16 protein-coding genes, 4 tRNA genes and 1 other RNA gene are annotated in these 19,309 nt (G+C 56.6%); 2 read left to right on the forward strand and 19 right to left on the reverse strand.

The window, feature by feature from the left end:
- Nucleotides 1-2 precede the first annotated feature (2 nt).
- On the forward strand, nucleotides 3-1,199 hold the full coding sequence (gene hemY / locus OXR04_RS18165) for a protoheme IX biogenesis protein HemY (RefSeq protein WP_009088436.1): 1,197 nt from the start codon (nucleotides 3-5) through the stop codon (nucleotides 1,197-1,199).
- Between the two features lie 953 nt (nucleotides 1,200-2,152).
- Here hemY and OXR04_RS18170 read toward each other — a convergent pair.
- The 19 genes from OXR04_RS18170 to trxA all read right to left on the reverse strand — a co-directional run bounded on the left by OXR04_RS18170 (nucleotide 2,153) and on the right by trxA (nucleotide 17,894).
- A non-coding RNA gene (locus OXR04_RS18170) (RtT sRNA) lies at nucleotides 2,153-2,282 on the reverse strand.
- 32 nt (nucleotides 2,283-2,314) lie between these two features.
- Nucleotides 2,315-2,391 (reverse strand) — tRNA-Pro (locus OXR04_RS18175).
- A 20-nt stretch (nucleotides 2,392-2,411) separates the two neighbouring features.
- Nucleotides 2,412-2,498, reverse strand: a tRNA-Leu gene (locus OXR04_RS18180).
- 16 nt (nucleotides 2,499-2,514) lie between these two features.
- Nucleotides 2,515-2,590, reverse strand: a tRNA-His gene (locus OXR04_RS18185).
- 98 nt (nucleotides 2,591-2,688) lie between these two features.
- Nucleotides 2,689-2,765: transfer RNA gene (locus OXR04_RS18190), tRNA-Arg, on the reverse strand.
- A 158-nt stretch (nucleotides 2,766-2,923) separates the two neighbouring features.
- A complete protein-coding gene (gene wecG, locus OXR04_RS18195; protein ID WP_111208480.1) occupies nucleotides 2,924-3,664 on the reverse strand; it encodes a lipopolysaccharide N-acetylmannosaminouronosyltransferase in 741 nt (246 codons plus the stop codon).
- Between the two features lie 25 nt (nucleotides 3,665-3,689).
- Nucleotides 3,690-5,033 (reverse strand): ECA oligosaccharide polymerase, encoded by a 1,344-nt coding sequence (gene wzyE / locus OXR04_RS18200; RefSeq protein ID WP_267372586.1) that lies wholly within the window; start codon nucleotides 5,031-5,033, stop codon nucleotides 3,690-3,692.
- Entirely contained in the window at nucleotides 5,030-6,097 is a 1,068-nt protein-coding gene (locus tag OXR04_RS18205; protein ID WP_267372585.1) for a TDP-N-acetylfucosamine:lipid II N-acetylfucosaminyltransferase, read from the reverse strand. The genes wzyE and OXR04_RS18205 overlap by 4 nt, the downstream gene beginning before the upstream one ends.
- Nucleotides 6,094-7,344, reverse strand: a complete 1,251-nt coding sequence (wzxE, locus tag OXR04_RS18210) for a lipid III flippase WzxE (RefSeq protein WP_058958103.1) — start codon at nucleotides 7,342-7,344, stop codon at nucleotides 6,094-6,096. Before wzxE ends, OXR04_RS18205 begins: the two co-directional genes overlap by 4 nt.
- The gene (gene rffA, locus OXR04_RS18215) at nucleotides 7,344-8,474 is read right to left on the reverse strand and encodes a dTDP-4-amino-4,6-dideoxygalactose transaminase (RefSeq protein ID WP_154929010.1); all 1,131 of its coding nucleotides are present in this window, start codon (nucleotides 8,472-8,474) and stop codon (nucleotides 7,344-7,346) included. Before rffA ends, wzxE begins: the two co-directional genes overlap by 1 nt.
- Nucleotides 8,461-9,168 carry a dTDP-4-amino-4,6-dideoxy-D-galactose acyltransferase gene (rffC, locus tag OXR04_RS18220; RefSeq protein WP_009088428.1) on the reverse strand — a complete coding sequence of 236 codons (708 nt, stop codon included), beginning with the start codon at nucleotides 9,166-9,168 and terminating at the stop codon, nucleotides 8,461-8,463. The genes rffA and rffC overlap by 14 nt, the downstream gene beginning before the upstream one ends.
- Complete coding sequence (rfbA, locus tag OXR04_RS18225) at nucleotides 9,146-10,027, reverse strand: glucose-1-phosphate thymidylyltransferase RfbA (protein ID WP_140029652.1); 882 nt, start codon at nucleotides 10,025-10,027, stop codon at nucleotides 9,146-9,148. Before rfbA ends, rffC begins: the two co-directional genes overlap by 23 nt.
- A gap of 19 nt (nucleotides 10,028-10,046) precedes the next feature.
- Nucleotides 10,047-11,117 (reverse strand): dTDP-glucose 4,6-dehydratase, encoded by a 1,071-nt coding sequence (rffG, locus tag OXR04_RS18230; protein WP_154929011.1) that lies wholly within the window; start codon nucleotides 11,115-11,117, stop codon nucleotides 10,047-10,049.
- On the reverse strand, nucleotides 11,114-12,373 hold the full coding sequence (gene wecC, locus OXR04_RS18235) for a UDP-N-acetyl-D-mannosamine dehydrogenase (protein ID WP_154929012.1): 1,260 nt from the start codon (nucleotides 12,371-12,373) through the stop codon (nucleotides 11,114-11,116). The genes rffG and wecC overlap by 4 nt, the downstream gene beginning before the upstream one ends.
- The gene (wecB, locus tag OXR04_RS18240; protein WP_009088424.1) at nucleotides 12,370-13,500 is read right to left on the reverse strand and encodes a UDP-N-acetylglucosamine 2-epimerase (non-hydrolyzing); all 1,131 of its coding nucleotides are present in this window, start codon (nucleotides 13,498-13,500) and stop codon (nucleotides 12,370-12,372) included. The genes wecC and wecB overlap by 4 nt, the downstream gene beginning before the upstream one ends.
- A gap of 10 nt (nucleotides 13,501-13,510) precedes the next feature.
- A complete protein-coding gene (wzzE, locus tag OXR04_RS18245; RefSeq protein WP_009088421.1) occupies nucleotides 13,511-14,560 on the reverse strand; it encodes an ECA polysaccharide chain length modulation protein in 1,050 nt (349 codons plus the stop codon).
- A 30-nt stretch (nucleotides 14,561-14,590) separates the two neighbouring features.
- Nucleotides 14,591-15,670, reverse strand: coding sequence for a UDP-N-acetylglucosamine--undecaprenyl-phosphate N-acetylglucosaminephosphotransferase (gene wecA / locus OXR04_RS18250; RefSeq protein ID WP_033736131.1), 1,080 nt, complete (start codon nucleotides 15,668-15,670; stop codon nucleotides 14,591-14,593).
- 280 nt (nucleotides 15,671-15,950) lie between these two features.
- Complete coding sequence (rho, locus tag OXR04_RS18255) at nucleotides 15,951-17,210, reverse strand: transcription termination factor Rho (RefSeq protein ID WP_003851960.1); 1,260 nt, start codon at nucleotides 17,208-17,210, stop codon at nucleotides 15,951-15,953.
- A gap of 351 nt (nucleotides 17,211-17,561) precedes the next feature.
- Nucleotides 17,562-17,894, reverse strand: coding sequence for a thioredoxin TrxA (gene trxA, locus OXR04_RS18260; protein WP_003851963.1), 333 nt, complete (start codon nucleotides 17,892-17,894; stop codon nucleotides 17,562-17,564).
- A 117-nt stretch (nucleotides 17,895-18,011) separates the two neighbouring features.
- Between trxA and rhlB the strand changes: the two genes are divergently transcribed.
- Nucleotides 18,012-19,304 (forward strand): ATP-dependent RNA helicase RhlB, encoded by a 1,293-nt coding sequence (gene rhlB, locus OXR04_RS18265; RefSeq protein WP_009088417.1) that lies wholly within the window; start codon nucleotides 18,012-18,014, stop codon nucleotides 19,302-19,304.
- Nucleotides 19,305-19,309: the final 5 nt, after the last annotated feature.

The following is a 19,309-nucleotide window of genomic DNA, read 5'->3' on the forward strand; positions in this document are numbered from 1 at the left end:
GCATGCTTAAGGTATTTATCCTCTTTATCCTGCTGATTGCGGGCGTGGTACTGGGACCGATGATTGCCGGTCATCAGGGCTATGTGCTGATTCAGACTGATAACTGGAATATCGAGACCAGCGTCACCGGGCTGGTGATTATCCTTATTCTCAGCCTGCTGGTGATTCTGGCCGTGGAGTGGCTGCTGCGTCGCGTGCTGCGAACCGGCGCACGCACCCGGGGCTGGTTTACCGGACGTAAACGTCGCCGCGCCCAGCGTCATACGCAGACTGCGCTGATGAAGCTGGCGGAAGGTGACCACCGTCAGGCGGAAAAACTGCTCTCTAAAGATGCCGATCACGCGGATGTGCCGGTAGCAAACTACCTGCTGGCTGCGGAAGCCGCGCAGCAGCGCGGTGATGAAGTGCGTGCCAATCAGCATCTTGAACGCGCGGCAGAGCTGTCCGAAAACAATACTATTCCGGTAGAAATTGCCCGCGCACGTATTCAGCTGGCGCGCAATGAAGATCACGCTGCACGTCACAGCATCGATCGTTTGCTGGAAGTGGCACCGCGTCATCCTGAAGTGCTGCGTCTGGCTGAACAGGCCTATGTCCGTACCGGCGCCTGGAGTGCGCTGCTGGATATTCTGCCTGCGATGCAGAAAGCGCAGGTCGGCGACGACCTCCATCGCGACGCGTTGCAGCAGCAGGCCTGGCTGGGCCTGATGAATCAGGCGATGGCCGATCAGGGCAGTGACGGTCTGAAGCGCTGGTGGAATACGCTGAGCCGTAAGACCCGTCAGGATACCACGCTGCAGGTCGCCATGGCGGATCACCTGATTGAGTGCAACGATCATGACACCGCGCAGTCAATCGTGCTGGAAGGCCTCAAGCGTCATTATGACGATCGTCTGGTGCTGCTGATGCCCCGCATTAAAAGCGGCAATCCGGAAGCACTTGAGAAGGCCTTACGTCAGCAGATCAAACAGCATGGCGCAACGCCGCTGCTGCACAGCACGCTGGGGCAGTTGCTGATGCGCCATGGAGAGTGGCAGCAGGCAGCGGATGCTCTGCAGCAGGCGCTGGCACAGCGTCCTGACGCATTCGATTATGCGTGGCTGGCGGATGTTTATGATCGTCTGCATCGTCCGGAAGAGGCCGCGAAGATGCGCCGTGAAGGCTTACTGCTGACGCTGAAAAATAATCCTGGCGCCTGACAGGCGCAAAGCTAACTAAGCCGGGCTCGCCCGGCTTTTTTGTGCCCGCAATCTGCCGCTCCTTCTCCTCAGGCAAAAAAAAACACCTGCCAGTGGCAGGTGTAAGATCAGGTCGGTAAGACAACCGGGAGGTACCCGACTCAACGTGGTGTCTGGTAATCCTGTAAGGCTTACGCGATACAGGCAGGCAGACAACAGGTACCTAAAATTGGCTCTGCATCATTCCCAGGTTTATGCAGCATCAGCAGACATAAGAGGTGGAATGAGCATCTACAGCAGGAGTATTGCACAAGCCGTGCCAGTTTGAAGGTTATTTTAAAAACTATTTTAAATCATAATGTTATTGAAGATGCTGAGTGCTCCAGCGGGGCAGATGGCGGGTAAGTGTCGGTATCCGGCGACAGCTGACCTTTTCTCTGTCTCAGAATGGAGACAACAAGGTCAATCTCTCTGTTAACGTAACAATAACAATGATTTATTTGTCTGCGATTCCCGACGCTGCTCAGACTGTTGGCCATATAAAAGCAGAGTAGCTTTGGTTGCCACCGCACCGCCCGCTCTCACCACAGTGCGGGCTTCAGGGAGTATACGCCTTTCGCAAAGACGCAAAAGACGCCATCCATGGCAGGCTCAGCGCGGGCCATCCCTGGCCCGCTATGCTTTGCTACAGGCGTATGCTCCCTTCGCTTTAAGTCTGGCAGACGCATTAAGTACTGACATAAGCTTCAGAGGGTTTACAGCAATGAAGAAGCTCAACGTGCAGGTAACACGGGCAGAGGAGGAAAGCGTCCATGGATGGCTTAAGCGACTTTCCGATCTGAACGTGTTCCCTTCGCAGGCTCAGATTTACAGCAAACTTATCTCGCCGTACCTGCCTGAACCTTCTGCAAAGGTCCTCACCCACTTTTCTACAGACGAAAAAAAACCTGTCTTTTCAGACAGGTTTCTAAAAATGGTCGGCGAGAGAGGATTACACTGCTCTGCGAGCAGCGCCCTCCGGGCCGTTGCTGAAGCAACGTTGTCTCGCTACGCTCGGCTCAAACCTCCTTCGGAGGTTCTCATCCTCTTTTTTTCAGACGAAAAAAAACCTGTCTTTTCAGACAGGTTTCTAAAAATGGTCGGCGAGAGAGGATTCGAACCTCCGACCCACTGGTCCCAAACCAGTTGCGCTACCAAGCTGCGCTACTCGCCGATTTTTTTAACTGTTTTGCCTGGTGCGAAGAGAGGGACTTGAACCCTCACGTCCGTTAAGACACTAACACCTGAAGCTAGCGCGTCTACCAATTCCGCCACCTTCGCGTATCCCAGCAAAATCTGGGGTGGCTAATGGGACTCGAACCCACGACAACTGGAATCACAATCCAGGGCTCTACCAACTGAGCTATAGCCACCACTGTACTTAATGTTACAAGTCAAAGACCTGCAGCATGTAAATCTTTACTGCCAACCGCGGTAAATCAACCACCGAAGCTCATGCGCACAAACGATATGGCGCGCCCGACAGGATTCGAACCTGAGACCTCTGCCTCCGGAGGGCAGCGCTCTATCCAGCTGAGCTACGGGCGCGTAGCGCCGTTGCGGATGTGCATACTAGAGATAAGCGCCCATCGTGTCTAGTGCTTTTTAAATAAAAAGGCGCGTTTGATTACGCTTTGTGCATTTCGTCGACAAATAGTACATTTCCGCGCTCGCCGTGCGTAAAAATGCGGCATTTATCAGCGATATCAGAGATCGCCGCGCCAGTGATAGCGCAAATATTTAAGCAGTTTTAACTGCCTGCGCAGGCGGCTCGGCTGCCGAATCAGACGGTAGAGCCACTCCAGCCCCAGCCGCTGCCAGATTCTGGGCGCGCGCTTCACATGGCCGGTGAAGACGTCGTAGGTTCCCCCTACCCCCATATAAAGCGCATCCGGCCAGTGTGCGCGGCACGCCAGCATCAGCAGCTCCTGACGCGGCGACCCCAGCGCCACGGTCACCAGCTTCGCGCCGCTGGCGGCAATCCGGGCAAACAGGGCATCCTGATCCGCTGGCGCAAAATAGCCATCCTGCGCCCCGACAATATTCACATTCCACTGACGACGCAGCTTCGCACAGGTCTCATCCAGCACCTGCTGGCGACCGCCGACCAGAAACACCGGCGTCCCTTCCCGCCCGGCGCGTTCCATCAGCGCCTCCCACAAATCTGCGCCCGCAATACGCTGCACTGACGCCTGCGGATACTTTTTACGGATCGAGCGCACAATGCTGATGCCATCGGCATAGGCATACTCCGCCTGCGCCAGCAGCGTGCGCAATCCCTCATCCCGCTCGGCGGTCAGGATCTTCTCCGCATTGATCGCCACCAGAATGCCGCTGCGTACGCTCTGCGGCGGCATCAGAAAGCTCACCGCCGACGACATATTTTCGAAGCCATACAGGTCAACGCCGCGGATCCGGTACTGCGGCGTATCCGTTAACTGTGTCATATCTTCCGTTAATCCCAGAGGTTAATCAGAGCGGGCTGTGTAGCACCCGTCCACTGCGGTCGCGAATTAAACCTGCGCGATCCAGTAACCAGAAAAGTAATTTAGCCAGGCCCAGACAGGCAGCAAAAATGATGCAGAAAAACACTACGCGTGAACCGAAGGCATCCAGCCCTTCGCGTGCCAGCACGATCATGTTAAAGACCGCACCAAAACAGAAGCTTTGCAGGATAGCACCGCTGTAGCGGTTGGCCTCACGGCAGCCACGCTGGTAGATCGCATCGAAGGCTTTAATAATCATCCCCACCGCCACGGCACCGAGCGGAATCGCCCAGACGCCGCCCATGACCACCAGCGAGCCGATCAGCGTCGGGGAAATGGCCAGGCCCGAATGGTTATCCAGCACTTCCCAGGTGAAGTAGTTCGCGCTGTTCAGCACGGTCAGCGGCCGATCCGGCCACAGCCAGGTGGGAATAAACACGTAGAAATCGCGCCACAGCGGTGCCAGCCCCTGAAACTCTATTCTGGCGTAGTTATCCAGCAGCAGGGCCAGATTCTCCCACGGCGAGAACGTATCCCGCGTCAGATAAAGGAAGGTGTAAAACGCTTCATCGCCCATAACGTCCAGGTTATAGCGGCGCAGCGCCAGCCAGAACATTCCCGCGATAGCCATCACCCCCGCCGTTGCCAGCATCCACAGGGTGATCCAGCCGCGCGTGATACCGATAAACAGGAACAGCGCAAACGCAATGATGATATTGGCGCGAGTCCCGCCCACCAGCGCGTAGGTCAGCAGGCCAAAGGCCACCGTCACCACCAGAAACAGCAGCCAGTTGCGACGCGTCGGACGCAGAAAATAGGGGATCAGCATCGCCGGAATAAAGAAATAGAAGAAGCGCTTCAGCGCCACGCCCGACACTTCGCTGGAAAAGATCTGGTTATAGGCCGTCAGGCGGAACAGCAGAAAACCGTTGTGAATAAAGAACACCGTAACGGTGCCCAGCGCCACCAGCGCCAGAATCACACAGGTCAGGTGGGTTTCGACCCGGTTCATCTGCAGCCAGGGTTTTGCAGGCGGTGCATTGGCCCGCTTCAGCCGCACCTTATAACTGACGTAATAGATGGCATAAAACGCCGTGGCCGAGAGCAGCGCCTCCAGCAGGTTTTCGACCGGCACCACCTCAACATGAAACCGGAACACCAGCAGGGAGGTCAGCGGAAAGCCGAAGTAGAAGGTCAGTAAAAACAGCAGCGTGAAAAAGAGGTGGAAGTTAAAACGGACACGCTTAAACTCCCGCCAGGTCAGGGTCAGAATGAAACCCAGCGACAGCAGATAGACCACCAGCAGGCCGCCAAACTGCATAAGACTCATGACTTTTCCCCTTCGCTGAGCTGTAACGCTGCCCGCCAGCCTGCCAGATAACCGGGAGCGAAAAAGGCGATCGCCTCTTTATCACAGGTCATGAGCTGGCGACGCGCCTCGGCGATAACAGCAGGCGACAGCGTATCTTCGCTGAACAGGACCGGCAACTGCTGCTCTGCCACATCGCGCCAGAATGGATTTTTGCGGGTCAGCACAAACGGCACGTTCGCCTGAATCAGCAGGCAGAGTGTGCCCACCCCCTGCTGACGTTCAAACATAAAATAGCCGACGTGGCAGCGCGCCAGCAGCGCCAGATAGGCTTCAAACGCCATATTTTCACGTATCAGGTTCACCTGCCCCTGCGGGAACAGCGCATCCGCTGCGGCCTGAATCTGGCTGATATAAGCCTCATTGCCCGGCGGATAACCCAGCGGCACCTCAATACGCACCTGCTCACCAAACTGCGCGTGAATCGCTTTTAAGCCTTCAATATGGCGGTTACTCGCATCGCCCGAGTTGCCCAGCAGCAGCGTGAACGGTTCCGTCGGATCAGCCTTCATGGCGGCGGCAGGCATTCGGGTCGGGAAATAGAGCAGTGAACCCGGCACCCGGCGATGCCGCTGCTGAAAGTGGTGCAGGTCTCCACGAGTGGCAAAAACCTGTGCCACCCGTCCCTGAGCTAACCGGCGAATGTGATAGAACAGGCGAAACTTCAGGCTGCGTGAGTCTTCATAAAGATCGGCTCCCCAGACATGCCAGAACAGCTGTGAGCGGCGCAGCTTACCGCTAAGCAGTGCCAGCCAGATCCACGGGTTAAACTGGCCGTGACAGAAGAAACGCTGCTGACGGTTTTTTGCCCGCTGCACTACCGCCTGCGCCAGCGCTTTCTTGCTGGTAAAGCACTCGATCCGTAACGCTGTGAAGGGGGCCAGACTCTCGGGCTGCCCGGTCACCACCATAAAATGGCGTGGCAAAGCCGCAGGCTGCTCAACGCTGAGAACGTCGTTAAAAAAGCGCAGCACCGTGAGGTTGTGATGGGGAATATCCGATCCCAGAACGTGAATTAAACTCATTTTTTCCGACAGTAAACAATAAAAGCGCCACAACACAGGGCAAAGTAAGCCATGTAGGTCAGCATATAGGCCTGTGCGGCCCCCGTTGCGCCATGTAACGGGATCAGCCAGCGTGAGAACAGGGTCAGTAACAGAAACTGGCTGATCTCAGTCAGAACATAAAAGCGCAGCGAGGCTTTGGCGATAACCAGATATCCGAAAACATAGGCACCAACTTTAAAAACATCGCCACACAGTTGCCAGACAAAGAGATCGCGCATCCCGCGAAAGGCTTCGGAGAAGAGCAGGCTGATAGCGAAATCGCGCAGCACCCAGACAGCCAGGCTGGCGACGGCCACGGCAGGCAGCACAAAGCGCAGTGCCCGGCCAATCTCCCGCGCGATGTCGCGCTTGTCATCGAGCCGTGCCAGGGTCGGCAACAGCCAGACGCTGAAGGTGGCGGTAATAAACTGCAGATAGGCATCGGAAATGCTGGTCACGCCCTGCCACAACCCGACCTGCGCCCAGCCCTGCTGCTCTGCCAGCAGGTTACGCATCAGCACCCAGGCCACCGGCAGGGTTACCGCCGTGATCAGCGCCATCAGGGTATATTTCGCCAGATTGCGCGCCAGCTCAGGATGCCATTGCGGACGCAGCCAGCTCAGCGGCAGCGGCGCGCGGCGTTTCAGCATCACCAGTGCCGGCAGCAGCAGCAGGGCCGGCACCAGCGCCAGGCCGGTCAGTGCACCCTGATAGCCACCCAGCCACCAGCAGACCAGATAGCCCATAACCCCAATCAGGCTGCCAGCGATCAGCGCCAGCGCATTGCCGCGCGCATCGCGATACCCCTTCAGCAGCGCCAGCGTAAAGTTGGCCCAGGCGATGCCGAGCTGAAGGAAAGCGACCACGCGGATAACGCCCTGATAGCGGTCATGACCAAACAGCGCCGTGCTGATCGGGGCCGCCGCCAGCAGAAAAAGCAGCGCCAGCGCGCCGGAAAAGCCCAGCACCATGGCCGATGCCGTGCCCACCAGCGCCCGTAGCTGGCCGGGCTGCTGCTGATACTGCGCCACATACGTGGTGACACCGTTGAAGATGCCCGCCCCGGCCAGTACACCCAGCACGGTAATCAGCTGACGAAAGTTCCCCGCCTGCCCCACACCTTCAGGACCGAAGCTGACCGCCAGCAGTTTCACCACCAGCAGACCAGACACAATTTTTACCAGCGTGGACGACGCGGTCCACACTGAGGCTCTGGCTAATGACATCAGGAAAAGAAGCTCAGCAGTGAGCTGATAACCGTGCTCTGATTATTATCTGACAGGTTATAAAACAGCGGCAGGCGCAGCAGGCGTTCGCTTTCCGCTGTGGTAAAGCGATCCTCCCCGACAAACTGCGAGAAGCGCTCACCGGCGGGCGAACTGTGCAGCGGAATATAGTGGAAGACCGTCAGTATCTCGGCTTCCTTCATCCAGTTAATCAACGCCTGACGATCATCCTGATCGCGCAGCTTGATGTAAAACATATGGGCATTATGTTCGCAGCTGGCAGGGATCACGGGCAGGTTAATGCGTCCCTGTGCCGCCAGTGGCTGAAGCGCCTCATAATAACGCTGCCAGATACGTAAACGCTGCTGGTTAATGCGTTCCGCCGCTTCCAGCTGTGCCCAGAGGTAGGCCGCCTGCAGATCGGCCATCAGGAAGCTCGACCCCATATCGCGCCAGGTGTATTTATCGACCTGACCGCGGAAGAACTGGCTGCGGTTCGTGCCCTTTTCCCGCACGATTTCGGCGCGCTCGACCAGACTGGCGTCGTTAATCAGGGTTGCCCCCCCTTCGCCACCCGCCGTGTAGTTCTTGGTTTCATGAAAGCTGAAGCAGCCGATATGGCCGATGGTACCCAGCGCACGGCCTTTGTAGCGTGACATCACACCCTGCGCCGCATCTTCGATGACAAACAGCTTATGTTTTGCCGCCAGCGCCATGATGGTGTCCATTTCACAGGCGACGCCTGCGTAGTGCACCGGGACAATGGCACGGGTTTTTTCTGTGATGGCCGCTTCAATCAGGGTCTCATCAATATTCATGGTGTCCGGGCGGACATCGACAAAGACGATACGCGCGCCGCGCAGCACAAAGGCATTGGCGGTAGAGACGAAGGTGTAGCTCGGCATGATCACTTCATCGCCAGGCTGCAGATCGATAAGCAGCGCCGCCATCTCCAGCGAAGCGGTGCAGGAGGGGGTCAGCAGCACTTTTTTACTGCCGAAACGCTGCTCCATCCACTGCTGGCAGCGGCGTGTAAAGCCGCCGTCGCCGCACAGCTTGCCGCTGCTCATCGCCGACTGCATATACTCAATTTCTGTGCCCACAACGGGCGGCGCATTAAATGGAATCATGACCTTTCCTGTAAAACCAGTAGGCGGTGCTGTCGAGCCGGGCACCGCTGCGTAAATAGAGGCGCATCGCCGTAAGATTGCTGAGCTGAGTCGCCACCCGAAGCTGCGCGAGCTGCCTGACCCGCGCCCAGTCCGCCGCCGCCAGCATCAGTCGCTGACCCAGCCCCTGTCCCTGTGCGTCGGGCAGGACACCGAGCAGGCCGATGCGGGCATCGCCCTCCACCGCACGCAGCGAAACAAAGCCCTGCACTCCACCCGCGGCATCGCAGGCGACCAGGCACTGATCGTCAAACGCCCCGCGCACCGCATTTTCAATCCACTGCGCATAAAAGCGACCGCTGGCGTCCGGCGCATACCAGGGCGCACGAAAGCGGCTCTGACTGAAGAGCTGCGACGCGGCGTCACGCAGAGAGGGGATCTGTGCCTCACGCGCAATGCGAATACCCGCCTGCCGTTCCGTCTGGTCAATCGCCAGCGTCAGATCGGCCTCACCCTCCACCAGCTGGAACTGATGCTGCTGCAGCGTATCGATCAGCGCCGTTTCACCCGCAGCGACTTTCATCTGCATCAGTGCACAGGGATGGCGCAGCGCCTGCTCCAGTGGGGTGTCGCCTTGCAGCTCCAGCCGCACCGTCTCAACACCGAAGAATGCGCTCTCCCAGCTGAGGGGGTTAATATTGACGTGGACGGGCATGTAATAAATCCAGCAGGTATTGGCCGTAGCCGGTTTTCGTCAACGCGTCACCCGCGGCGCGCAGCTGCTCGTCACTCAGCCAGCCGTTACGCCAGGCGATCTCTTCCAGACAGGCAATTTTAAAGCCCTGCCGTTTCTCCACGGTCTGCACAAACATGCTGGCTTCTACCAGACTGTCATGGGTGCCGGTGTCCAGCCAGGCAAAGCCGCGTCCCAGCAGTTCGACTGTCAGCTCCCCCCGATCCAGGTACATCTGGTTAATGGCGGTGATTTCCAGCTCACCCCGCGCTGAAGGCCTGACCTGTTTCGCAAACTCAATCACCTGATTGTCGTAAAAATAGAGTCCGGTTACCGCCCAGCGCGACTTCGGCTTTTCTGGCTTCTCTTCAATCGAGATCGCCTTGAAGTTGTCGTCAAACTCCACCACACCGAAACGCTCCGGGTCCATGACCTGATACCCGAACACCGTTGCGCCCTGATTCTGTTCCACGACTTTCCGTAGCTTGGGACTGAAACCCTGGCCAAAATAGAGGTTATCACCCAGAACCAGACAGCAACTGTCATCACCGATAAAGGATTCGCCGATAATAAACGCCTGCGCTAACCCATCAGGACTGGGCTGCACCGCATAGCTGAGGCGTATCCCGAATTCGCTGCCATCGCCCAGCAGACGTTCAAACTGCATCCGATCGTCCGGTGTCGTAATGAGCAGGATGTCGCGAATCCCCGCCAGCATCAGCACAGAGAGCGGGTAATAGATCATCGGTTTGTCGTAAACCGGCAGAAGTTGCTTCGAGACTGCACGCGTTATCGGGTGTAACCGCGTACCCGACCCGCCCGCTAAAATGATGCCTTTCATCGCTGTTCCTTACGCGGATTTATTGCGATAAGCCGAGACGTTCACCCTGATAACGGCCATCAAGAATAGCCTGCCACCAGCTGGAATTGGCCAGATACCACGCCACGGTCTTACGCATACCGCTTTCAAAGGTCTCCTGCGGCTTCCAGCCAAGTTCATGCGCAATTTTACTGGCATCAATGGCGTAGCGCAGATCGTGGCCCGGACGATCAGTGACATAGGTAATCAGATCGCGGAAATGCGCCAGCCCTGCAGGTTTTCGTTCTGCTGCCAGCTCTTCAAGCAGACTGCAAATCGTCTCAACGACCTCAATATTACGACGCTCGTTATGGCCGCCGATATTGTAGGTTTCGCCAGGTTTGCCCTGACTCACCACCTGATAGAGTGCGCGGGCGTGATCTTCGACGTAGAGCCAGTCACGAATCTGCTGTCCGTTGCCGTAAACCGGCAATGGTTTTCCGGCCAGTGCATTGATGATGGTCAGCGGAATCAGTTTTTCCGGGAAATGGCAGGGACCGTAATTATTTGAACAGTTCGTGACCAGCGCAGGTAACCCGTAGGTTCGCAGCCAGGCCCGCACTAAATGGTCGCTGCTGGCTTTACTGGCGGCGTAAGGACTGCTGGGAGCATAAGGCGTGGTTTCGGTGAAGTAAGCCTGGCTGTCATGCAGGTCGCCAAAGACTTCATCGGTCGAGATATGGTGGAACAGAAAGGCGTTTTTGCGCGCATCATCCAGCTTCTGCCAGTAGAAACGTGCCGCTTCCAGCAACTGATAGGTCCCGACAATATTGGTTTCGATAAAGGCCACCGGGCCATCTATTGAACGATCAACGTGGCTCTCAGCCGCAAGATGCATCACGCAGTCTGGCTGATAACGGGCAAAAACCTGATCGAGCGCCGGACGATCGCAGATATCCACCTGCTCAAAATGAAAGCGCGGCGAGTCGGCAACACTGGCGAGTGAGGCCAGATTTCCGGCGTAACTGAGTTTATCAACCACCACTACCTGATGATCGGTTTCTGCGATCAGAAAGCGCACCAGTGCCGAACCGATAAACCCGGCACCACCGGTGATCAGAAAACGCCTCATCGCCACACACCTTTGGTGTCGACAATCCATTGCTGCTGTACCTGAGCGGCATCGATGGCGCGGAAGGCGCGATGATCCACCAGCATCACCAGAATATCGGCCTGGGCCAGCGCCTGCTCGCCCGGGACCAGCTCAGCTTTGCCTGCCAGCGCGTCAGCGATCTGCGCAATGTGAGGCTCAACCACCCAGGTTGTGCCGCGGTGCCACTCCGCAATCTTCTGCGCCACGCCCACCGCCGGGCTTTCGCGCAGATCGTCAATATTGGGTTTAAAAGCCAGTCCGAAGCAGGCGATGGTGATATCGCTGGCGCGCTTGCCGGTCTGGGTCAGGCACTCCGCCAGCGCGGTTTTTACCTGGTCCAGCACCCACTGCGGCTTGGCATCATTGACCTCGCGCGCGGTGCGGATCAGACGGGCTAGTTCGGGATTCTGCGCCACGATGAACCAGGGATCGACGGCGATACAGTGTCCCCCGACGCCCGGCCCCGGCTGCAGAATGTTGACGCGCGGATGGCGATTCGCCAGCGCAATCAACTCCCAGACGTTGATCCCCTGATCGGCGCAAATCAGCGACAGCTCATTGGCAAAGGCGATATTCACATCGCGGAAGCTGTTCTCAGTCAGCTTGCACATCTCGGCGGTGCGGGCGTTGGTTTCCACACACTCGCCTTTCAGGAAAATGCGATAAAGCTCGCTGGCGCGGGCGGAACAGGCGGGTGTCATGCCGCCGATGACCCTGTCATTATTGATCAGTTCGACCATCACCTGACCCGGCAGTACGCGCTCCGGGCAGTAGGCGACGAAGACATCGGGCGTCTCACCGTGCTGCGGGAAACGCAGATCGGGACGCGCCGCCGCCAGCCAGTCGGCCATCTGTTCCGTGCTGCCAACCGGCGACGTCGACTCCAGAATCACCAGGTCGCCCTTCTTCAGCACGGGGGCTATCGACTCTGCGGCGGCTTTCACAAAGCGCAGGTCGGGCTGATGGTCATCTTTGAACGGGGTCGGCACGGCAATAAGAAAGGCGTCCGCAGGCTCAGGCTGGGTGGTGGCACGCATGTCGCCACGCGTGACGGCAGCATGTACCACCTGATCTAAATCGGGCTCCACGATGTGGATCGCGCCACGGTTGATGGTTTCCACGGCGCACGCGTTGATATCCACGCCCACCACTTTTTTTCCCTTTGAGGCAAAAACGGCTGCCGTCGGCAGCCCAATGTATCCCAGTCCAATCACGGAGATGGTTTCAAAACTCATAATTCGGCTCGGTTATCTTTTAAGGCTTGTAAAATACGACCGCAGGCTTTGCCATCGCCATAAGGATTATGGGCATGGCTCATCGCCTGCCAGGCCTCATCGTCGCTCAGCAGTTCGCTCACGCTGGCCACGATAGTGGCGACATCGGTTCCCACCAGTTTCACGGTGCCGGCATCGACCGCTTCCGGCCGCTCGGTGGTGTCGCGCATCACCAGCACCGGTTTACCCAGCGACGGCGCCTCTTCCTGAATGCCGCCGGAGTCGGTGAGGATTAACCAGGCGCGGTTCATCAGCCAGACAAAAGGCAGATACTCCTGCGGTTCGATCAGAATAATATTTTCAATGCCGCTGAGTATCCGGTTAACCGGTTCGCTGACATTGGGATTGAGGTGCACCGGATAGACAATCTGCGCTTCCGGATGCTGGCGGGCAATCTGCGCCAGCGCGCTGCAGATCCGTTCAAACCCGCCGCCAAAGCTTTCGCGACGATGACCGGTGACCAGCACCAGTTTCTTCTCCGGATCGAGAAACGGATAGCGCGCGGCCAGCTGCGCATTCAGATTGGTGTCATCCAGCACCCGATCACGTACCCACAGCAGCGCGTCAATAACCGTATTGCCGGTCACGATAATGCGTGAGTCGGCGAGATTTTCCTGCAGCAGATTCTGTCGCGAGCGCGAGGTCGGGGTGAAATGCAGGCGGGCGAGATGGCCGGTCAGCTTACGGTTGCCCTCTTCCGGCCACGGCGACGCGAGATCGCCGGTGCGCAGCCCGGCTTCCACATGGCCAACCGGAATCTGATGATAAAAGGCGGCCAGACTCGCCGCCAGCGTGGTGGTCGTGTCGCCGTGCACCAGCACGATGTCGGGCCGGAAGTCGAGCAGAACGGTTTTCATGCCCTCCAGGATGCGACAGGTGATCTCCGTCAGCCCCTGCTCAGGCCGCATGATGTTGAGATCGTAGTCCGGCTGCAGTCTGAACAGACGCAGCACCTGATCGAGCATTTCGCGATGCTGGGCGGTAACGCACAGCCGTGATTCAAACGCGGGATCCTGCGCCAGCGCCTGAACCAGCGGGGCCATTTTTATCGCTTCGGGGCGAGTACCAAATACGGTCAGAACTTTCACACTGTTTCTCTCAATCATGCGTGTCTGACATCAGACGCGGACGACGTGCCAGCGCCACACCCGCGCCGGTTAATGCCCCAACGGCACCCCACATAATCATCATGAACAGACGTCGCGGGCTGTCACGTGATACCGGCTCTTCCGGCGTACGCAGATAACGGTAGGTCTGGAACTGGCTGTTCAGTCTGGGTCCGGTCTGCAGCGTGGCCAGCATAGCTCTGTTTTGATCATAGCTGATATCGAAGCTGGGACCGGTGGCACGCAGGGTTTCAAGCTGTCCCTGCAGCACGGGCTGGCCCAGCAGGAAGAGATCGCTGTCCGCCAGATTTTCACCCGCTTCGCGCGTCTGTTTCTCATTGATACCCTGCTGACTGGCGATCTTCAGCGCCTGCTCCAGACGGTGCTGCTGGCGCTGGAATACGGCGTTCGCCACATCTTCCTGACGTTTTACCTGCGCCTGCAACTGATCGGTGCGCGCCTGCCAGGCCCCTTTTAACTCATCATTCAGATGACGTGCGGCACGCTCGCTGGCGTAGGCAATATACTGACGCAGCAGGTTGTTGGCGTCGCCTGCGGTTTCCGCTTTGAGTCTGACGTTGTCCGGCAGGTTATGTGCCGCGTCCGCCGGGGTGAAGAGAATGTTGCCGATCATGTCGTCAAGCAGCGCGGCATCGTTGTGCGCGTTGCCGGTTTTACGACTCTTGTAGTAGTCGGTTTGCTGCCAGAACTCGCGACGCGTATCCCACGAGGCGAGCTGCATGATGAACTCCTGATAGACCTCATCCATCACCGTTGGCGAGGGCGCCGCCAGGGTTAACGCGTTATTCCGCACATCCAGGTTGGTCAGAAACTGCTGCTGTGCATAGTAGGAGCCCAGCATATTTACTGTCGGACGATCGGTGATCGCCGTGGTGCTCCAGACCTGTTTCAGCAGCAGCGTCGCCAGCCAGGCGACCAGGGCAAACAGCAGGGCCAGCCCCACAATCCAGCGCTTGCCACGCCATAACCGGCAGCCTAAGCCGCGAAGATCCAGTTCGTTGTCTACAACGTCAGAAGGCATGGCAGAGATATCCTTTAATCAGCATCGGGTTCATTTATTTTTTGCTTCGCGATGATGGCTCAGACGGCGCTTGATGCGACGGATACGCCGCGCCACGCGCCATGCATGTTTCAGGCAGTAGCCATAAACCATGAACGCGCCCAGGAAAAGCAGCAGCATCACCCACTCAGGGATAAACGCCAGATACTCACCCAGCACCCCGATACCGGCGAGAATCGCGGCCGCCACGGTAATCAGCACAAAGGCCTGACGCGAGCTGAAGCCGGCGCGCATAATTAGATGGTGGATGTGCTGACGGTCAGCCGAGAACGGGCTCATGCCTTTGCGCAGACGGCGATACATGATCGCCACCATATCCATCAGGGGAATGGCGATGAGCCAGAGGGCGGTCACCGGCGTGATGGGGTGACTCAGACCCTGGGTGGTTTCCAGCAGAATCCAGATGATGGTGAAGCCGATCATGGTGCTGCCGGCGTCACCCATAAAGACTTTAAAGCGGCGGCCAAGAAAGCCCAGGTTGAGCAGAATATAGGGCAGCGTGGCGGCGATCATCGCAAAGCACCACATTGCCAGGCTGGTCTGGCCGTCGAAGTAGAGGATAATGCCCATAGCAGCAAAGGTCACTGAGGAGAGGCCGCCCAGCAGACCGTCGATGCCATCCACCATATTAAAGGCGTTAATCGCGGCCCAGACGGCGAACAGCGTCAGCACATAGCCAAAGGGTCCCACGATCAGCTCGAACGGACCGACGATAAAGCCCAGACTCAGCAGATAGAGTTTTGCCCCCACCATCATGACGACAGCGACCAGCGCCTGCACCACGGCGCGGATTTTAACGCTGATATCAAAGCGATCGTCGAGCGCCCCGACCAGCACCAGCACACCGGCACAGCCCAGATAGAGCAGCGCGTGTGGCAGATAGTAGTTGGTAATCGCGAACGTGAAGCAGATCCCTGCGAACACGGAAATGCCGCCCACCAACGGAATCGCGCCATGATGGCGTTTACGTGAGTTAGGCTTATCAACTAAACCAATTTTTTTAGCTGCTTTTCGAGCAAAAAAGAGGAAAGCCAGTGAAAAGAGAAAAATTAAACCAAGCTCAGTACTCATAGTGAGTAAATTCACGTTAAACGCTCTCAGCTAACATCCCGCACAACAATACGCGAAAAAGCGCGTTTATGGCTGTGTCGGATTCCGAATTCTGCATCAAGAGACAGACGAACGGTCAAAAATTCGCCATCACTACCACAGTCATTATAAATGCTCCTGCCAGTGTTCAATCCTATAGCTCACAAATGAAAAACGCCACGTCGGGACGTGGCGTAAGGGCGATTTTCTGCGAATCTGGATTAAAAAAGCCGAATCAGTGGTCCGGCCTGGCCGTATCAGATTATGAACGCTTCATCATGTCGAAGAATTCATCGTTGGTTTTCGTCATCGCCAGTTTGTTGATGAGGAACTCCATGGCGTCGATTTCGCCCATCGGGTGAATGATCTTACGCAGGATCCACATCTTCTGCAGCTCTTCCTGAGAGGTAAGCAGCTCTTCTTTACGTGTACCGGAGCGGTTGTAGTCGATCGCCGGGAAGACACGTTTTTCAGCGATTTTACGGGCGAGATGCAGTTCCATGTTACCGGTGCCCTTGAACTCTTCGTAAATCACTTCGTCCATCTTCGAACCGGTATCAACCAGCGCGGTAGCGATGATGGTCAGGCTGCCGCCCTCTTCCACGTTACGTGCAGCACCAAAGAAACGCTTTGGACGATGCAGGGCGTTGGCATCCACACCACCGGTCAGGACTTTACCTGACGCCGGCACCACGGTGTTGTAAGCACGCGCCAGACGGGTGATGGAGTCGAGCAGGATGATGACATCTTTCTTGTGCTCAACCAGGCGCTTGGCTTTCTCGATGACCATTTCCGCAACCTGAACGTGGCGTGACGCCGGCTCATCGAAGGTTGAGGCAATGACTTCACCTTTGACCAGACGCTGCATCTCGGTCACTTCTTCCGGACGCTCATCGATCAGCAGGACCATCAGCACGCAGTCCGGGTAGTTATACGCCAGGCTCTGCGCGATGTTCTGCAGCAGCATGGTTTTACCGGCTTTCGGCGGTGCAACGATCAGACCACGCTGACCACGACCGATCGGTGACGCCAGATCCAGAACGCGGGCCGTTAAATCTTCCGTTGAACCATTACCCCGTTCCATACGCAGACGCTTGTTGGCGTGCAGCGGCGTGAGGTTTTCGAACAGAATCTTATTACGCGCGTTTTCCGGCTTGTCGTAGTTAACTTCGTTAACTTTCAGCAGCGCAAAATAGCGTTCACCTTCTTTCGGTGGACGGATTTTGCCAGAGATGGTGTCACCAGTGCGGAGGTTGAAGCGGCGGATTTGGCTGGGGGAAACGTAGATATCATCAGGGCCGGCGAGGTAGGAGCTGTCTCCGGAACGGAGGAATCCAAATCCATCCTGAAGAATCTCCAGCACGCCATCACCGAAGATGTCTTCGCCGCTCTTCGCGTGCTGCTTCAGGATTGAAAAGATAATGTCCTGCTTGCGCATGCGAGCCTGATTTTCCAGCCCCATATTTTCGCCGAGAGTAATCAGCTCAGCAACCGGCGTATTCTTTAATTCGGTAAGATTCATAGTGATGGGTTCTTAAACTCGGGGTAATACTCGGAATGTTTGTCGTGAATGGTATGGCAACTAATCCATGCCGTTAATGGCTCTTTTCGGCTCTTCCCGACGATCATCGAATGGAATGGCGATCGGTATGCAGGGAGATGTCCGAATGTAATGCCAGAGTTGGAGCTAACCGTAAGATTGCTGAACCGTTCTATCTTTATAAGGTACAGGGCGAATGGGTTCAACAAGGGAAAACTTTAGATGCTAACTACAAGGTAAGTTCGTAATGCAGTGTGAGTAAATTAGCACGCCTGAAAGCGAACGTCCAGCAGCAGGAGATAAATTCACCACTGCCAGACATTCAGTCCTGCATTACGCCAGGTTGGCGTTCAGGAACTCTTTCAGCTGGCCTTTAGACAGCGCGCCCACTTTGGTCGCGGCGACTTCGCCATTTTTGAACAGCAGCAGCGTCGGGATACCACGAATGCCATACTTCGGTGCCGTGCCTGGGTTATCGTCAATATTCAGCTTAGCGATGGTCAGCTTGCCATCATACTCTTCTGCAACTTCATCAAGGATTGGCGCGATCATTTTGCAAGGACCACACCATTCAGCCCAGAAATCTACCAGTGTAACGCCGTCGGCTTTCAGCACGTCGGTGTCGAAACTGTCATCAGTCAGATGAACGATTTTATCGCTGCTCATGTTTTACTCCACAAGATTATGCCTGGCGAATTGGCGTAATATATACCAATGTTGGTTGACTTTATTTCATCGGATACGCTTTCGTAAAGCGATAGTAAGCTGATATTCTACCACACTATGAGCAAAACACACTTAACTGAACAGAAGTTTTCCGACTTCGCCCTGCACCCTAAAGTGGTTGAAGCCCTTGATAGTAAAGGCTTTCAATACTGCACGCCGATTCAGGCGTTAGCTCTGCCTTTTACGCTTTCAGGGCGTGATGTTGCAGGCCAGGCGCAAACCGGTACCGGCAAAACGATGGCGTTTCTGACGTCAACGTTTCATCATCTTCTCTCTTATCCTGCGGCGGAAGGTCGTCAGGTTAATCAGCCACGGGCACTTATTCTTGCGCCAACGCGTGAACTTGCTGTGCAGATTCATGCAGATGCCGAACCCCTTACCGCCTCAACCGGCCTGAAACTGGGTCTCGCCTATGGCGGAGACGGTTATGATAAACAGCTGAAAGTGCTGGAGCAGGGCGTAGATATTCTGGTGGCCACCACCGGTCGCCTGATCGACTACGCGAAGCAGAATCACGTTAACCTCGGTGCCATCCAGGTCATGGTGCTGGACGAAGCCGATCGCATGTTCGATCTCGGCTTTATTAAAGATATTCGCTGGCTGTTCCGCCGTATGCCGCCTGCCACGCAGCGCCTGAGCATGCTCTTCTCAGCAACGCTCTCTTATCGCGTTCGTGAACTGGCGTTCGAGCACATGAACAGCGCGGAATATGTTGAAGTGGAACCGGAACAGAAAACCGGCCATCGCATTCAGGAAGAGCTTTTCTATCCGTCTAACGAAGAGAAAATGCGCCTGCTGCAGACCCTGCTGGAAGAAGAGTGGCCGGATCGCGCCATTGTCTTCGCAAACACCAAGCACCGCTGTGAAGATATCTGGGGCCACCTGGCCGCTGATGGTCACCGCGTTGGCCTGCTGACCGGCGATGTGGCACAGAAGAAGCGCCTGCGCATTCTTGATGACTTCACCAAAGGGGACGTGGATATTCTGGTCGCGACTGACGTTGCTGCCCGTGGTCTGCACATCCCGGCGGTCACCCACGTCTTTAACTACGATCTGCCTGATGACTGTGAAGATTACGTTCACCGCATTGGCCGTACCGGTCGTGCAGGTGCCAGCGGACACTCTATCAGCCTGGCCTGTGAAGAGTACGCGCTGAATCTGCCGTCGATTGAAGAGTACATTGGCCACAGCATCCCGGTCAGCAAGTACAGCAGCGAAGCCCTGTTAACCGATTTACCGCCGCCTAAGCGTCTGCAGCGCAGCCGTTCCGGCAATGGCCCACGCCGTGGAGGCAATAACGCTAATCGTCGCGGTGCGCCACGCAACAACAACCGTAAACGTTCAGGTTAGGCCAC

It is taken from the genome of Pantoea sp. GM_Pan_3 (assembly GCF_026541045.1).
Lineage (GTDB): Bacteria > Pseudomonadota > Gammaproteobacteria > Enterobacterales > Enterobacteriaceae > Pantoea > Pantoea anthophila.

Excerpts from the sequence above, each read along its gene's own strand:
- hemY (WP_009088436.1), top strand. The coding sequence starts at position 3 with ATGCTTAAGGTATTTATCCTCTTTATCCTGCTGATTGCGGGCGTGGTA.
- wecG (WP_111208480.1), bottom strand. The coding sequence starts at position 3,664 with ATGACACAGTTAACGGATACGCCGCAGTACCGGATCCGCGGCGTTGAC.
- wzyE (WP_267372586.1), bottom strand. The coding sequence starts at position 5,033 with ATGAGTCTTATGCAGTTTGGCGGCCTGCTGGTGGTCTATCTGCTGTCG.
- OXR04_RS18205 (WP_267372585.1), bottom strand. The coding sequence starts at position 6,097 with ATGAGTTTAATTCACGTTCTGGGATCGGATATTCCCCATCACAACCTC.
- wzxE (WP_058958103.1), bottom strand. The coding sequence starts at position 7,344 with ATGTCATTAGCCAGAGCCTCAGTGTGGACCGCGTCGTCCACGCTGGTA.
- rffA (WP_154929010.1), bottom strand. The coding sequence starts at position 8,474 with ATGATTCCATTTAATGCGCCGCCCGTTGTGGGCACAGAAATTGAGTAT.
- rffC (WP_009088428.1), bottom strand. The coding sequence starts at position 9,168 with ATGCCCGTCCACGTCAATATTAACCCCCTCAGCTGGGAGAGCGCATTC.
- rfbA (WP_140029652.1), bottom strand. The coding sequence starts at position 10,027 with ATGAAAGGCATCATTTTAGCGGGCGGGTCGGGTACGCGGTTACACCCG.
- rffG (WP_154929011.1), bottom strand. The coding sequence starts at position 11,117 with ATGAGGCGTTTTCTGATCACCGGTGGTGCCGGGTTTATCGGTTCGGCA.
- wecC (WP_154929012.1), bottom strand. The coding sequence starts at position 12,373 with ATGAGTTTTGAAACCATCTCCGTGATTGGACTGGGATACATTGGGCTG.
- wzzE (WP_009088421.1), bottom strand. The coding sequence starts at position 14,560 with ATGCCTTCTGACGTTGTAGACAACGAACTGGATCTTCGCGGCTTAGGC.
- wecA (WP_033736131.1), bottom strand. The coding sequence starts at position 15,670 with ATGAGTACTGAGCTTGGTTTAATTTTTCTCTTTTCACTGGCTTTCCTC.
- rho (WP_003851960.1), bottom strand. The coding sequence starts at position 17,210 with ATGAATCTTACCGAATTAAAGAATACGCCGGTTGCTGAGCTGATTACT.
- trxA (WP_003851963.1), bottom strand. The coding sequence starts at position 17,894 with ATGAGCAGCGATAAAATCGTTCATCTGACTGATGACAGTTTCGACACC.
- rhlB (WP_009088417.1), top strand. The coding sequence starts at position 18,012 with ATGAGCAAAACACACTTAACTGAACAGAAGTTTTCCGACTTCGCCCTG.